This window comes from Nonomuraea sp. NPDC005692 (assembly GCF_040631115.1).
GTDB lineage: Bacteria > Actinomycetota > Actinomycetes > Streptosporangiales > Streptosporangiaceae > Nonomuraea.
In genome coordinates, this window is sequence record NZ_JBEXYU010000012.1 from 159,613 (window position 1) to 174,133 (window position 14,521).

15 protein-coding genes are annotated in these 14,521 nt (G+C 70.4%); 8 read left to right on the forward strand and 7 right to left on the reverse strand.

Annotated features, from left to right (window positions below; genetic code table 11):
* Positions 1–22 precede the first annotated feature (22 nt).
* From ABZ459_RS25260 to ABZ459_RS25275, 4 genes are all read right to left on the reverse strand, one after another.
* Positions 23–544 carry a hypothetical protein gene (locus ABZ459_RS25260; RefSeq protein WP_357974642.1) on the reverse strand — a complete coding sequence of 174 codons (522 nt, stop codon included), beginning with the start codon at positions 542–544 and terminating at the stop codon, positions 23–25.
* Positions 545–612: 68 nt separating this feature from the next.
* On the reverse strand, positions 613–1,725 hold the full coding sequence (locus tag ABZ459_RS25265) for a C40 family peptidase (RefSeq protein WP_357974911.1): 1,113 nt from the start codon (positions 1,723–1,725) through the stop codon (positions 613–615).
* 140 nt (positions 1,726–1,865) lie between these two features.
* Positions 1,866–2,366: a transcription elongation factor GreA gene (gene greA, locus ABZ459_RS25270; protein ID WP_352323258.1), complete on the reverse strand. Its 501-nt coding sequence runs from the start codon at positions 2,364–2,366 to the stop codon at positions 1,866–1,868.
* A 108-nt stretch (positions 2,367–2,474) separates the two neighbouring features.
* Entirely contained in the window at positions 2,475–2,897 is a 423-nt protein-coding gene (locus ABZ459_RS25275; RefSeq protein ID WP_357974645.1) for a DUF4307 domain-containing protein, read from the reverse strand.
* 147 nt (positions 2,898–3,044) lie between these two features.
* Between ABZ459_RS25275 and mca the strand changes: the two genes are divergently transcribed.
* The 3 genes from mca to ABZ459_RS25290 are packed head-to-tail and all read left to right on the forward strand — an operon-like array spanning position 3,045 to position 4,419.
* Positions 3,045–3,929 carry a mycothiol conjugate amidase Mca gene (mca, locus tag ABZ459_RS25280; RefSeq protein ID WP_357974648.1) on the forward strand — a complete coding sequence of 295 codons (885 nt, stop codon included), beginning with the start codon at positions 3,045–3,047 and terminating at the stop codon, positions 3,927–3,929.
* Positions 3,930–3,963: 34 nt separating this feature from the next.
* Complete coding sequence (locus tag ABZ459_RS25285; RefSeq protein WP_352323255.1) at positions 3,964–4,125, forward strand: hypothetical protein; 162 nt, start codon at positions 3,964–3,966, stop codon at positions 4,123–4,125.
* Positions 4,126–4,419: a GNAT family N-acetyltransferase gene (locus ABZ459_RS25290; RefSeq protein WP_357974651.1), complete on the forward strand. Its 294-nt coding sequence runs from the start codon at positions 4,126–4,128 to the stop codon at positions 4,417–4,419.
* Here the strand turns inward: ABZ459_RS25290 and ABZ459_RS25295 are convergent.
* Positions 4,405–5,556, reverse strand: coding sequence for a hypothetical protein (locus ABZ459_RS25295; RefSeq protein WP_357974654.1), 1,152 nt, complete (start codon positions 5,554–5,556; stop codon positions 4,405–4,407). The genes ABZ459_RS25290 and ABZ459_RS25295 overlap by 15 nt on opposite strands.
* A gap of 95 nt (positions 5,557–5,651) precedes the next feature.
* On the opposite strand from ABZ459_RS25295, the gene ABZ459_RS25300 reads away from it, so the two are divergent.
* Positions 5,652–7,616 (forward strand): thioredoxin domain-containing protein, encoded by a 1,965-nt coding sequence (locus tag ABZ459_RS25300; protein ID WP_357974657.1) that lies wholly within the window; start codon positions 5,652–5,654, stop codon positions 7,614–7,616.
* Here the strand turns inward: ABZ459_RS25300 and ABZ459_RS25305 are convergent.
* Together ABZ459_RS25305 and ABZ459_RS25310 are read right to left on the reverse strand one after the other, a co-directional pair.
* Positions 7,602–9,662, reverse strand: coding sequence for a transglycosylase domain-containing protein (locus ABZ459_RS25305; RefSeq protein WP_357974660.1), 2,061 nt, complete (start codon positions 9,660–9,662; stop codon positions 7,602–7,604). The genes ABZ459_RS25300 and ABZ459_RS25305 overlap by 15 nt on opposite strands.
* Before the next feature lie 217 nt (positions 9,663–9,879).
* A complete protein-coding gene (locus ABZ459_RS25310) occupies positions 9,880–10,359 on the reverse strand; it encodes an Lrp/AsnC family transcriptional regulator (protein ID WP_357974663.1) in 480 nt (159 codons plus the stop codon).
* 103 nt (positions 10,360–10,462) lie between these two features.
* Here ABZ459_RS25310 and hppD point away from each other — a divergent pair, with 103 nt between their 5' ends.
* From hppD to ABZ459_RS25330, 4 genes are all read left to right on the forward strand, one after another.
* Positions 10,463–11,572, forward strand: coding sequence for a 4-hydroxyphenylpyruvate dioxygenase (gene hppD / locus ABZ459_RS25315; protein WP_357974666.1), 1,110 nt, complete (start codon positions 10,463–10,465; stop codon positions 11,570–11,572).
* 186 nt (positions 11,573–11,758) lie between these two features.
* Complete coding sequence (locus ABZ459_RS25320) at positions 11,759–13,165, forward strand: M1 family metallopeptidase (protein ID WP_357974669.1); 1,407 nt, start codon at positions 11,759–11,761, stop codon at positions 13,163–13,165.
* Positions 13,166–13,238: 73 nt separating this feature from the next.
* Positions 13,239–13,784, forward strand: a complete 546-nt coding sequence (locus tag ABZ459_RS25325; protein ID WP_357974672.1) for an RNA polymerase sigma factor — start codon at positions 13,239–13,241, stop codon at positions 13,782–13,784.
* Complete coding sequence (locus tag ABZ459_RS25330; protein WP_357974675.1) at positions 13,781–14,440, forward strand: hypothetical protein; 660 nt, start codon at positions 13,781–13,783, stop codon at positions 14,438–14,440. Before ABZ459_RS25325 ends, ABZ459_RS25330 begins: the two co-directional genes overlap by 4 nt.
* Positions 14,441–14,521 lie beyond the last annotated feature (81 nt).

The window sequence follows — 14,521 nt, forward strand, 5'->3', positions numbered from 1 at the left end:
GGAGCCGTTTCCGCCGGTGTTCTCAGGAATTGACGTCGGGGCCCGCGTTGCGCACTCTGTCGACGTGCTGGAGGGCGTCGCGCAGCTCGGCCAGCCAGGTGTCGGTGTTCTTGCCGACCAGGCGCACGCACCAGGCGAGCGCGTCGCTGCGGCTCCTGGCCACCCCGGCGGCGACCAGCGTGTCGAGCACCTGACGCTCCGACTGACGCAGACGCGTCATCACGGGCACGGACAGTGTGGTGAACATCACAGTCTCGCCCCCGCACCGCACGCCCCAGGAGATCTTCTGGCGGAAGCGGCGCTCCGCCTCACGGGCGATCTCGATCCGCCGCTCGCGGGTCTCCTCCCTGAACCGGCGGGCCAGCCCCTCGATGAGGGCGAGACGCTCGGCCTCGGGGGTGTCGTCGGGCGGATCGGGCAGCGTGCCGAGCACCGCGATCTCCTCGCGGTCACGGACGATCTCGGGGGCCCCGGTGAACCACCCCTCGGGGAGCCGGCCGGTGAACCAGCCGCGTACCTGCGCGCCCATCTCTTCTGTTGACATGTAATCACGATTACACAGTTGCGCGCGAAATGCACGAGCCGAACCCACGGTTCGTGCCGAAGGTTCGTTCAGCGGACGCGGGCGGCCGCGACAGGGCTGACCCGGACGACGCCGGCCAGGTTCCGGGTGCTCAACGGAGAGATCTTGACGACGTCACCGGTACGCGGCGCCTGCAGCACCTTCCCGTTGCCCCAGTAGATCGCCACGTGCGAGATGTAACCCGGGTTCGTCGGGTCGTTGCGCCAGAAGATCAGGTCGCCCGGTTGCGCCTGTGCCAGCGGCACCTGGGGCCCGGCCACCCACTGCTGGTGGGTCACCCGCGGCATCCGTACGCCCGCCTGCCCGTACGCCCACTGCACCAGCCCCGAGCAGTCGAACGTGTCGGGCCCCTCGGCCCCCCACACGTACGGCCGGCCCAGCTTGGACACCGCGGCCTTCAGCGCCGCCGTGAGCTGTTCCACGGTCATGAACGACCCGGACGGCCAGTTCTTCGGGGTGTCGGCCCTGGGCCGCGGCTGGACGGGGTTGACGGTGGCCACCTGCGTGCCCTTGGGCATCGCGGCCAGGATGGCCCTGCGCAGCGCGTCGGAGTTCGTGCCCGGGGCGCTGACGATGAGCGCGTTGTCGCGCGGGAGGCGCAGCCGGCGCCCGGTCTCCTTGGACACGACCGCGTCGACCGCGCCGAACCCGGTGGTGGCGTACGCGCCGATGCGCAGCGGCCCGGCCGGCCCGCTCACGCGGCTGTGCAGCGCGAGCCCGCCGTCGTTGCCCAGCACGAACGAGACCGCCACGTCGCCGGAGGCCACGTTCTGCCACAGGGCGTCCGACGACGCCGTCACCTTGGGGGTGTAGGCCCGGAACGTGGACGGGTTCACCGCGAGCGTCTGCACCCGCTTGCCGTCGAGCGAGATCGAGGCCGCGTCGGCCAGCTCAAGGGCCCGTACGCCGCGCAGCCTGGCCACCTTGCGCAGCAGGTCGTCCGTGAACGGCTTGCGGGTGAGCACGAAGAGGTGGGGTTTGCGCAGCTTGCTCAGCGGCGCCACCGGCTGCTGCTCGGCACGGGACTCGGCCATGAGCGTCTGCTTCGGCACCGGTCGCGCCCGCACCACCTCGACCGGCGCCTGCTCCTCCCCCGTCTGGACCAGCACCAGCACGTCGGTGGTGAGCACGGCCACCAGCATCACCACGATGAAGGGGATGAGCCTGGATAAGTCTCGCCGTTTCCGCGTCTTCACCAGGAAGCTGAGGTCCTGCGCGATTCCGGGCGAACGCGAAAACGCCGCCGGGCCGACGTGGGCCCGGCGGTCAGGATCTGCGGGGGTCAGTTGCCGATGTACGGCACAGCCTCGAGGATCTCGACGGTGTTCTGGCGGCCGTTGGGCATCGAGTACGTCGCCTTCTCACCGATCTTCTTGCCGTTGATCGCCGAGCCGAGCGGCGACTTGGGCGAGTAGACGTCGATCGGCGCTCCGCTCTCCTCGCGGGAGGCGAGCAGGAAGGTGACCTCGTCGTCGTCGCCGACGAACCGGATCGTCACGGTCATGCCGGGGCCGACCACGCCTTCGGTCTTGGGGGCCTCTCCGACCTTGGCGTTGTCGAGGATCTGGCGGAGGTGGAAGATCCGGGCCTCCATCTTGCCCTGCTCGTCCTTGGCGGCGTGGTAGCCGCCGTTCTCCTTCAGGTCGCCCTCCTCACGGGCGGCCTCGATCTTCTTGGCGATGTCGACGCGCCCGGGGCCAGAGAGATATTCGTACTCCGCCTTCAGGCGGTCGTACGCCTCCTGCGTCAGCCATGTGACGTTCTCATCGCGAGAGTCGGCCACGGGTTCTCCTTGCTTGCCTAGGGGGCCCTGAGATCACTTGAGGATGTGGACGGTCGAATTGCGAAAGGCTAACAACTCAACCGACCGGACGCTTCCCCAAATGTCTCACTATACGAGATTGCAGTACTGGATGTGGACGGAAGTGGCCTGACCACTGGTGTCGAGGCTCTCCTTGAGCTGCTTACTACCCTCACCAGCCGGGATTCTTACTTCCTTGCTACCGACTTCCGCGTGGTAGACGTCCAGTGCCCTGATCCGGCAGACGGCCACTCTATCGTCGGGCTTGTACACCTCGAAGGTGATCTCCGCGCGCCCGGGCGCGTCGATGCTGAACGAGACGACCTGCGCCGGGGCCTCCGAGCCGCCGCCGGCCGTCATCGACCACATCACCCATCCCCAGCCACCGGCGACGATGGCCACCAGCACGCCGATCACGACATGCACGACCAGCCGGCCGCCTCTCTTCGGACGGTCGGGGAAGTCGTCGGGTGTGCCGAGAACGGGTCCGTTCCCGACATCTTCGGTGACCATGGCGGAATCTCCCTGCACTCCCTGAGCGTTATCCGAGACAATTGTCGCCCGCGGGGGGCGTGCCCTCGCGACCGCCCAGCAGAAACTAACCTCTCTGGACGAGTGACCGGTCCTCCACCGAGGAGACCCTGTGAGGAGAACGCGCCCGTGAGTGCACCCCTGAGGTTGATGGCAGTCCACGCCCACCCCGACGACGAGTCGAGCAAGGGCGCCGCCACGATGGCGCGTTACGTGCGCGAAGGCGTGGAAGTGCTGGTCTGTACCCTCACGGGCGGTGAGCGGGGTTCCGTGCTCAACCCGAAGATGGACCGGCCCGAGATCGTGGCCAACATCGGCGAGGTGCGCAGGGCGGAGATGGAGCGGGCCCGCGAGATCCTCGGGGTCCAGCAGCGTTTCATGGGCTTTGTCGACTCCGGCCTGCCGGAGAGCGAGGAGGAGGAGCTGCCCGAGGGCTGCTTCGCCGTGCAGAAGCTTGAGGACGCCACCGCCCCGCTGGTGGCCGCCGTGCGCGAGTTCCGCCCGCACGTGATCATCACGTACGACGACGACGGCGGCTACCCGCACCCCGACCACATCATGACCAACAAGGTCTCCGTCGAGGCGTTCGAGGCGGCCGGCGACCCCGACCGCTACCCCGGCACCGGCGACCCGTGGCAGCCGATGAAGCTCTACTACCAGATGGGCTTCACCAAGGAGCGCTTCGAGGCGCTGCACGAGGCCATGACCGAACGCGGGCTCGGCTCCCCGTACTCCGACTGGATCTCCCGCTGGGAGGACCGGCCCGCCAAGTGGCCGGTGACGACGCGGGTGCCGTGCGGCGAGTACTTCCAGATCCGCGACGAGGCGCTGCTCGCGCACGCCACCCAGGTCGACCCCGACGGCTTCTGGTTCGTCTGCCCGCGCGAGCTGCAGCAGGAGATCTGGCCGACCGAGGACTACCACCTGGCGCGCTCGCTCGTCGACACCGAGCTGCCCGAGGACGACCTGTTCGCCGGCATCCACGCCGAGGACGTCTCACCCGCCTGCCACTGACCGGACCACGGCATACGGGTGGCAGACTGAAGGTGTGACAGTTCTCGCAGCTGGTGATGTCAGTCCGGGTCTGCTCGGCTTCACCGTCGTCGCCCTCATCGGGCTGGCCCTCTACATCCTGATCAAGTCGATGAACAAGCAGATGTCGAAGATCCAGGTTCCGCACGAGGGCGACACGGACAAGAAAGCCGAATAGATGCCGATCGAAGTTGTCGACAACTCGACGGAGTGCCGCTTCGAGGTCCTCGTCGACGGCAAGGTCGCCGGGTTCGCCGACTATCGACTGCTGCCCACCAAAGTCGTCTTCACGCACACCGAGGTGCTGCCCGCCTACGAGGGCCAGGGCCTGGCGAGCAGGCTCGTCGACTACGCGCTGCGCACGAGCATCGACACCGGGCTGCGCATCGTGCCGCTGTGCCCCTACGTGGCCCGCTACATCGAGCGTCACCCCGAGTTCAAGGAGTACAGCGACCCGTCAGTCGCGGGGTGACCAGGCGCGTTCCAGGGCCTTGGGCAGGCCCCACCAGCCGAGCGGGGTCAGCACCTCGTCGGCGTCCACGATGCCCAGGTAGGTCCACAGGCTGACCACCGAGGTGAACAGGCCCTCGGTGGCGTCGAGGTCGTCGTCGTCCTGCTCGCCCGACTCGATGTCGCCCGACTCGGCGATGAGCCTGGCCAGGCGTTCCGGCGAGGCCAGCACCCCGGGCCCCATGCGGGCCAGCGCCGCCACCGCGGCCAGCCAGTCGGCGTGCTGGATCGCGCACAGATTGGCCAGTGCGGTGTCCTCGTGGCCGAGCTCCCCCTCCAGGTCGGCGAACTCCTCCGGCACGTCGTCGTCCTCCGACAGGTCGGAGATCGGCCCGGCCACGCCCGCCGCCACCGCCAGCCACAACTCCCGGTCGTCGCCCGGCATCGGCCGGTCGTCGAACCCGGCGCAGGCGCGCAGCACGTTCGCGGGGTAGCCGGGCAGGTCCAGCAGCACGCGCAGGCGCGCGGCGGCCAGCTCCAGCTCGACCAGCGGCAGCTCGGGCGCCTTGGGCAGCTCGCCGACGATGCGGCGCAGCTCCGACAGCGCGAACGCCTCCTCCTCGTCGAGGGCGGCGAACAGCTCCTCGTCCTGCTCGTCGCTGACCGCGAAGCCGGGCACCCGGCCGTCGGGCAGCGGCGTGGCCAGCCAGTGCTCCTGGAGCTCCTCGTACGCCCGGCGGGCGGCGTGGTCACCCCGGGCCAGCGCGTCCGGATCGATCTCGCCGGCGCCGACGCGCTCCTCCAGGAAGGAGACCATGCGCTCGAACATCTCGGCCGCGACCGGACCGCGCTCGTCCTCCTCGGGCCAGACGAAGTAGCTGGGCGTCATGAGGATCGGCTCGGTGCCGGTGGACTCGACCCAGCGCTGCACGTCGCCGACGGTGGCCACGCCCGCCTCGATGGAGCTGAGCGTGGCCTTGGCGGAGTCCCAGAACGGCTGCGAGAGCGGGTTGCCCGCCGACACCATGGCCCGCCGCAGATCGGGCAGCGCCACCAGCGCCACGCCCGAGGGCACGGCCAGCAGCGCGCGGGCGACGTCCCTGCGCGTGACGGCGACCGGCGGGCGTCCGGCGTGGGCGCAGACGTAGTCGATGTCCACGCCCGTAACCTACGCCGTCCGCCCCGCCCGAGTCAGCCGCGGGGGTGGCGGCCCGGCCCCGGGGACGCGGTTTAGGGTGAGCGGGGGAGGTCCTGATGAACCGGTTGAACGACGCCACGAGCCCATACCTGCTGCAGCACGCGGGCAATCCCGTCGATTGGCACCCGTGGGGCGAGGAGGCGTTCGCCGAGGCCCGGCGCCGGGACGTGCCGCTGCTGATCAGCGTGGGCTACTCGGCGTGCCATTGGTGCCACGTGATGGCCCACGAGAGCTTCGAGGACGCCGACACGGCCGCCCTCATGAACGAGCACTTCGTCAACGTCAAGGTCGACCGCGAGGAGCGGCCCGACGTCGACGCCGTCTACATGACCGCCACCCAGGCCATGACCCAGCAGGGCGGCTGGCCGATGACGGTGTTCGCCACGCCCGACGGCCATCCGTTCTACTGCGGCACGTACTTCCCGCGGCCCCACTTCCGGCGCCTGCTGGCCGAGATCCACCGGGTGTGGACCGGCGACCGGGAGTCGGTGCTGACGCAGGGGACCAAGGTGGTCGAGGCGCTCAACGAGAACACCGCGTTCCCGCGCGGCGCCGCTCCGCAGGCGGAGACGCTGGAGCGGGCCGTCGCCAACCTGCGGGAGTCGTTCGACCCGGTCAACGGCGGGTTCGGCGGCGCGCCGAAGTTCCCGCCGTCGATGGTCCTGGAGTTCCTGCTGCGCTCCGGCGAGCGCGAGATGAGCGGCCGGACGCTCGGGTCCATGGCCCGCGGCGGCATCTACGACCAGCTCGGCGGCGGTTTCGCGCGGTACAGCGTCGACGCCGAGTGGGTGGTCCCGCACTTCGAGAAGATGCTCTACGACAACGCCCTGCTGCTGCGGGTGTACACCCACTGGTGGAAGGCGGGCGGCGGCGACCTGGCCCGCCGGGTGGCGCTGGAGACGGCCGGCTGGATGCTGCGCGAGCTGCGTACGCCCGAGGGCGGCTTCGCCTCGGCCCTCGACGCCGACAGCGAGGGCGTGGAGGGCAAGTTCTACGTCTGGACGCCCGAGGAGCTGCGCGAGGTCCTGGGGGACGACGACGGCCGCTGGGCCACCGGGCTGTTCGACGTCACCGGCACGTTCGAGCACGGCACGTCGGTGCTCCAGCTCCCGCGCGACCCCGAGGACCAGGTGCGGTACGCCGGCGTGCGCGGCAGGCTGCTGGCGGCCAGGGAGCTGCGGGTGCGGCCGGGCCGCGACGACAAGGTCGTGGCCTCCTGGAACGGCCTGGCCGTCGCGGCGCTGGCGGAGGCCGGCGTGGTGTTCGAGCGCCCCGACCTGGTCGAGGCCGCCACGGCGGCGGCCGAGCTGCTCGCGGACGTGCACACGACCGGCGGGCGGCTGCTGCGCACCTCCCGCGACGGGCGCGCGGGCGCCAACGCGGGCGTGCTGGAGGACTACGCGAACGTGGCCGAGGGCCTGATCTCCCTCTACGGCGTGACCGGCGCGACGAAATGGCTCCGCCTGGCCGGGACACTGCTCGACACGGTCCTCGACCGTTTCTCCGACGGCTCCGGCGGCTTCTACGACACCGCTGACGACGCCGAACGGCTGTTCCAGCGCCCACAGGACCCCACCGACAACGCCACGCCCTCCGGCCAGTACGCGGCCGCTGGGGCCCTGCTCTCCTACGCCGCGCTGACCGGCTCGGCCAGGCACCGGGAGGCCGCCGAGGCCGCGCTCGCCACGGTGTCGGTGCTGGCCGACCGGCACGCCAGGTTCGCCGGCTGGGGGCTGGCCGTGGTCCGCGCGGCGCTCGACGGCCCCGTGGAGGTGGCGGTCGTCGGCAGCCCCGCCGACCCGCGTACGGCCGCCCTGCACCGGGAGGCGCTGCTGGCCGACGTGCCGGGCCTGGTGGTCGCGCCCGGCGACGGCGAGGCCGACGGGGAGCCGTTCCCGGCGCTGCTGGAGGGGCGCGGGCCGATCGGGGGCGCGCCGGCCGCCTACGTGTGCAGGGGGTTCACCTGCCGGCTGCCGGTCACCACCGTGGAGGAGCTGCGGGCCCAGCTAGCCGGTGCCTGACGGCCGGCCCAGGTTGTCGCGCTGGGTGTCACGGCCCTCGTCCGGGGGCCCCAGAGGCTGGTCTGAGGGCGCCGTGGGGGCGTCCTGGGGGCGTTCGTCCTGCCGGCCGGTCCTGCCGTTGTCGCCCGAGCCGTCGTCGGTGGGCGCCTCGGTGACCGCCGGGTCGCCGAAGGGCTGCTGCTCGGTGGGGCCTGAGTCGGGGTTGTCCCACTCGTTCTGGTCGGCGGGCGGCGGCGACTGCTGGTCGCGGACGTCGCGGCCGCGGTCGGGCGGCGAGTAGGAGGACTCGTAGCCGTACTGGGAGGGCTCGGGGAACTCCTCGACGGGCTCGCCGGCCATGGCCTCGGTCATGAACGCCCGCCAGACCTGCGCCGGGAGCTGGCCGCCGAACTGCGTGCCGTAGCCGGGGATGGTGACGGTCTCGTCGTCGCTGCGGAACATGTTCACGGCGACGGCGAGCTGCGGGACGAACCCGTTGAACCAGACGTTCTTGGAGTCGTCGGTGGTGCCGGTCTTTCCGGCGACCGGACGGTCGTAGAGGCGGGCGGCGGTGCCGGTGCCGTACTTGACGACCTGCTGCATCGCGTAGACGGTGTCGGCGGCGGCCTGCTCCTCCACCACCTTCGTGGCGACGGGCTTGACCGTCTTCTTCTCGCCCTTGCCGTCGGTCACCGACCGCACCACGTGCGCCTCCATGTGCACGCCCTTGTTGGCGAAGGTGGAGAAGCCCGAGGCGTTCTGGACGGCGCTGACCGAGGACACGCCGAGCGGGAAGGTCGCGTACGCCTGCTGCCCCTGCAACTGCTCCTTGGGGATGCCCGCGGCCTCGGCGACGGCCGCGACCTTGTCCAGGCCGACCTTCTGGCCGAGGTCGACGAAGGCCGTGTTGACGGAGTTCTGGGTGGCGCTGACCAGGTTGATCTGGCCGTAGGAGCGGCCGCTGTCGTTGGGGATGGGCTTGTCGGCCGAGGCCACGCGCAGCGGCGAGTTGCCGTCGACCCTGGTGGACAGGTCGAAGCCGTTGTCGAGCGCGGCGGCCAGCGTGTACGGCTTGAACGTCGAGCCCGCCATCCGCTTGGCCGAGAACGCGTTGTCGTAGTCGCCGACCTGGTCGTGGCGGCCGCCGTAGAAGGCGACGACCTCGCCGGTGGCCGGATCGACGGCGGCCAGCCCGGTGCGCACCTTCTTCGGCGTCGAGGCCGGGAGCACGTCCTTGACCGCCTGCTCGGCCGCCGTCATGAGCTTCTTGTCGAACGTCGTGACGATCTTCAGGCCGCCGCTGTTGATGGTCTCGTCGGAGTAGCCGCGCCGGTTGAGCTCGGCGGTGACCTGGTCGAGCATGTACTGGCCCTGGCCCTTGAGCTCGAACGGCTTCTTGGGCGCCTTGAGCGCCGGGAAACGCTCGGCGGCGGCCTGCTGACGCGACAGCGCGCCCGTCTGGCTCATGGCGTTGATCACGGCCTGCCACCGGGAGCGGGCCGCGGCGAGGTCGGCGCCCTCGGGGTCGGCGAACCGGCTGGGCTGCTGGATGACCGCCGCCAGGTAGGCGCCCTCGGCGACGGTGAGCTTGTCGACGTCCTTGCCGAAGTAGGCGCGGGCGGCCGACTGGACGCCGTTGGCGCCGCGGCCGAAGTAGATCGTGTTGAGGTACTGCTCCAGCACCCAGTCCTTCGACTTGGACTGGTCGACCTTCATCGCGATGAGGATCTCTTTGAACTTGCGGGTGACCGAGCGCTCCTGGCTGAGGCCGCTGTAGTAGTTGCGCACGAGCTGCTGGGTGATCGTGGAGCCGCCCTGGAGCTGCTGCCCGGTGACGGTGGACCAGACGGCCCGCGCGGTGCCCTTGAGCGAGACGCCGCCGTCGTTGTAGAACGAGCGGTTCTCGGCGGCGATGACCGCGTCGCGCACGTGTTTGGGCACCTTGGCCAGCTCGACGTTCCTGCGGTCGACGCCCTGCCGGGCGAGCACCGTCTTGGCGTCGCGGTAATAGATCACCGAGCCTTCGGCGGTGGCCGATTTCTGCGTGCTGTCGGGAATGGGAGTCATCGCCCACGCAATGGCGAAAAGACCGGCGAGCACGGCGATTCCGGCGCCGAAAGAGATCAACACTATTCGGAGTACGCGCCGTTTCCGCATGCCTTTTCCACCACCGCCCCGCATCCGAGACCCCCCTCCGAGACACCCTCGCCCAACCCCCGCCAGCTGGGCGAATGTCAAGGGTAAACGATCGATAACGGTGCCTCGTCCCTAAGCGATGGTACGTCTAGCGCCCCCCGCGGCGCGGAACATCGGCGACCAAAGGCAGCACTCGGTAAGGAACCGGTGTGTCGAGTGCGATGATCGAAGAAGTCCTGAGCACCCCCTGAACATCCACGATTTGGTCGATGACCCTTTGCAGATCGGCATTCGTCCGCGCGACCACCCGGCACAGCAGGTCCGCGCCGCCGGTGATGGTGTGCACCTCCAGCACCTCGGGGATGTGGGCCAGCCGGTGGGCGACCGGGTCGTGCCCGGAGACCTGCCTGATCTCCATGGTGACGAACGCCGTCACGTCGTAGCCGAGCGCCACGGGCGACACGTCGGGCCCGAACCCGGTGATCACACCCTTGGCCACCAGCCGGTCGAGCCTGGCCTGGACGGTGCCGCGGGCGACGCCGAGGCGGCGTGAGCACTCCAGCACACCCAGCCGGGGCTCGGCGGTCAGCAGCGAGATCAGCCGGGCGTCCAGTTCGTCGATCGTCATGCTGTACAAGTTCTCCGACTCTGACCTGAGATAGGTGGACAGATTGTGCACTCGTTCAAGTAACTGTTGCACAACTCGTCCAGCTAAATCGAGAGTTGGGGGTATGACTGATGTCTTTCCGGTTAACGGCATGGACGCCGTGGTGTTCGCCGTGGGCAACGCCCGGCAGGCCGCCCACTACTACTCGACCGCTTTCGGCATGCGACTGGTGGCCTACCGCGGGCCGGAGAACGGCAGCCGCGACGAGGTCGCCTACGTCCTGACCTCGGGCAGCGCCACCTTCGAGTTCAGGGCCTCGATCCGGCCCGGCACGGACGTGGCCAGGCACGTCGCCGAGCACGGCGACGGCGTGATCGACCTGGCCATCCAGGTGCCCGACGTGGAGGCCGGGTACGCCTACGCGGTCGCCCACGGGGCCACGGGCCTGGTGGAGCCGTACACGCTGGAGGACGAGCACGGCAAGGTGGTGATCGCGGCCATCGCCACCTACGGCGAGACGCGGCACACGCTCGTGGACAGGTCCAACTACGGGGGCGCGTACCTGCCCGGTTACGTGCCGGCCGAGCCGCTCGTCGCGCCGCCCGCGACGAAGACGGGACGCCTGTTCCAGGCGGTCGACCACTGCGTCGGCAACGTCGAGCTCGGCAAGATGGACGAGTGGGTGGAGTTCTACCGCAAGGTGATGGGCTTCACGAACATGGCCGAGTTCGTCGGCGACGACATCGCGACCGAGTACTCGGCGCTGATGTCCAAGGTCGTGGCCGACGGCACGCGGAAGGTCAAGTTCCCGCTGAACGAGCCGGCGATCAGCCGCAAGAAGTCGCAGATCGACGAGTACCTGGAGTTCTACGGCGGGCCGGGCGTGCAGCACATCGCCCTGGCCACCAACGACATCCTCACCACCGTCGACCACATGCGCGCGGCGGGCGTGCAGTTCCTCGACACGCCCGACTCCTACTACGACGACCCCGAGCTGCGCGAGCGCATCGGGCAGGTCAGGGCGCCGATCGAGGAGCTGAAGAAGCGCAAGATCCTGGTCGACCGCGACGAGGACGGCTACCTGCTGCAGATCTTCACGCAGCCGGTCCAGGACCGTCCCACGGTCTTCTTCGAGCTGATCGAGCGGCACGGGTCGCTCGGGTTCGGCAAGGGCAACTTCAAGGCCCTGTTCGAGGCGATCGAGCGCGAGCAGGAACGAAGGGGCAACCTTTAGTTTGTCCCGACTTAGTGGGGGTGATCTGGATTTCATGGGACCACCACCACTTTCAGGGCTGATGGGGCGCCGGCGGCGGGGAGCCGCCGGCGCCTCCGGCTCTTCCCCCTCCACGGTGACGAGTCGTCGGGAGCGCGTGACCCAGCGTAAGATTCCGGTCACGGGTTGAAGGGGGCTGGTTCACCTATGCGGATCAGAAGACGCGGCGCGGCCGTGCTGGTGGCGCTGATCAGCGTGCTCGCCTGCGCGCCCACCGACGAGCCGCCGCCCCGCTCGGCCGCCGGCCGCCACGCGGGCGCGCCGGGCATCGGCGACACCGACTTCCCTCAGGACGGCAACGGCGGCTACGACGTCGCCCACTACTCGCTGACCGTCGACTACACCCCGGCGACCAAGCGGCTCACCGGTCTGACGAAGATCCGCGCCAAGGCCACTCAAGACCTGTCGAGCTTCAACCTCGACCTCACCGGCCTCGACGTCGCCAAGGTCAGCGTCGACGGCTCGCCCGCGGGCTTCTCCCGCAAGGACGGCGAGCTGACCGTGACCCCGGCCGCGCGGCTCACCGCCGGCTCGCCGTTCACCGCCGAGATCTCCTACTCCGGCAGCCCCACGCCCGCCAAGGACACCGCCAACCTGGGCACCTACGGGTTCATCCCCACCGCCGACGGCGCGTTCGTGGCCTCCGAGCCCAACGGCTCCAAGACCTGGTTCCCCAGCAACGACCACCCGGCCGACAAGGCCACCTTCGACTTCACGGTCACCGTGCCCGCCGGCCTGACCGTCGTGGCCAACGGCGAGCAGAGCGCGTCCCCGTCCACCGCGGGCGGCCGCACCACCTACCGGTGGAGCGAGCGGCACCCGATGGCCACCTACCTCGCCACAGCGACGATCGGCAAGTTCGAGGTGCGTCAGGGCCGTTCGCCGGGCGGCATCCTGACGTACGCGGCCGTCGATCCGAAGTTCAAGACCGGCCTCGACCGCGTCTACAACGTCTCGGGCGAGATCACCGACTACTGGAGCACGGTCTTCGGCCCCTACCCGTTCTCCTCGACCGGCGCCGTGGTCGACGACTACTCGGCCGGCTACGCCCTGGAGAACCAGACCAAGCCCCTCTACGGCGGCTTCGACCCCGACGAGGGCATCATCGCCCACGAGCTGGCCCACCAGTGGTTCGGCGACAGCCTGACCATCAAGCGGTGGAAGGACCTGTGGCTCAACGAGGGCTTCGCGACGTACGCGGAGTGGCTGTGGTCGGAGCACCGGGGCAAGAAGACCGCCGACACCATCTTCAAGGACTTCTACAACCGCGGCGGCAAAGACCCGATGTGGTCCTACCCGCCGGGCCGGGCCAAACCCGGTGACCTGTTCAACGAGTCGGTCTACACGCGCGGCGGCATGGCGCTGCACGCCCTGCGCAAGGCGGTCGGCGACCCGACGTTCTTCAAGCTGCTCAAGACCTGGACCGCCGAACACCGCTACGGCAACGTCACCACGCGGCAGTTCGTCGACCTGTCCGAGCGGCTGTCCGGCAAGGATCTCGACCCGCTCTTCGACGCGTGGCTCTTCCAGCCGCGCCGCCCCACCCTCGCCTGACCTGCGCCGAAACGCTTCCCGTCGGCCGGACCAAGTACAGGTGTAAGGGCGAACGACGAAGGGAGCGAGGCCAGTGCGCCTCAACGAGGACCCGGCGGCCTTCGAGGCCTTCTACCGCCGCCATGTCGACGTCGTCATGCGGTTCGTGGTGCGGCGGGTGAGCGATCCTCACCTGGCCGCCGACCTGACCGCCGACGTCTTCCTGGCGGCCCTCGACTCGGCCCACACCTACGTGCCGGGCCGGGGCAGCCAGACCGCGTGGTTGTACGGCGTGGCCCGCAACGTGGTGTCGGCCCAGCTGCGCAGGTCGGCACGGGAAGCGCGGGCGGCCGGCCGGATCGCGGGGCGGCGGCTGATGGACGACGACGACCTCGTCCGGATGGAGGAGCGGATCGACGCCGAGCGCGGCATGCGCGGCGCCCTGGCGGCCATGGCGGGCCTGCCGGAGGGCGAACGCGCGGTGCTGGAGCTCGTGGCGATCGACCAGCTCACCGTCTCCGAGGCGGCCACCGCCCTGGGCATCAGGCAGGTGACCGCGCGGGTCCGCCTGCACCGGGCCAGACGCGCCCTGGAGAACGTCGCATCGCCGTCGGCCGTGTACGTGGAGGGACAGGCATGAACACTTTCGAGGAGCGGTTGCTGGGCGCGCTCAAGCACGAGATGGCGGCCGGGCCGGCGCAGGTCGGGGCTCCAGTCGGGGGCCAGGGCGGCACGCCGGTCGTCCGGCGGCCCCGGCGCAGGCTGGTGGGGCTGGCCGCGGCGGCCGGGGTCGCCGCGGTGGCGACGGTGGCGGCGACCGGCCTGTTCGGCGGGGCGCCGGCGTACGCCGTGACCGGGACGGCCGACGGCGGGGTGTCGGTGGAGATCAACGCCTTCCGTGACCCGGACGGGCTGGCGTCCGAGCTGGCCGCGGCGGGGGTCAAGGCGGTGGTGGACTACCTGCCGTACGGGCAGGTCTGCAAGGAGCCGCGGGGGCAGCACGGGACCGCCGAGGGGCGGTTCGAGGCGAGCATCGGCAGCAGCGGGAACGGGATCTCCTTCAAGATCCCGAAGGGACGCGTTCCCGCCGGGCAGACGCTCGTGCTGGCGGTCACCCTCGACAGGAGCGGGCCGGAGGCCCCTCCGGTCTCCACCTCGCTGCAGATCGTCACGGGCGCGGTGGCCCCCTGCGAGCCGACCGCGATGCCCGCCCCGCCCACGGACGGCCCCACCGACCGCTCCGGCACCGGCGACGGCACCGGCGAGGGCCCCAGCTGGCACACCGAACAGGGGTGACCTCCGGGCGGCCGGCGGCTCTTCCGCCCCCCGCCCGGCGCACGACCGCCCTCCCGGGCAGGCGGCGGCCTCCGCACCCTC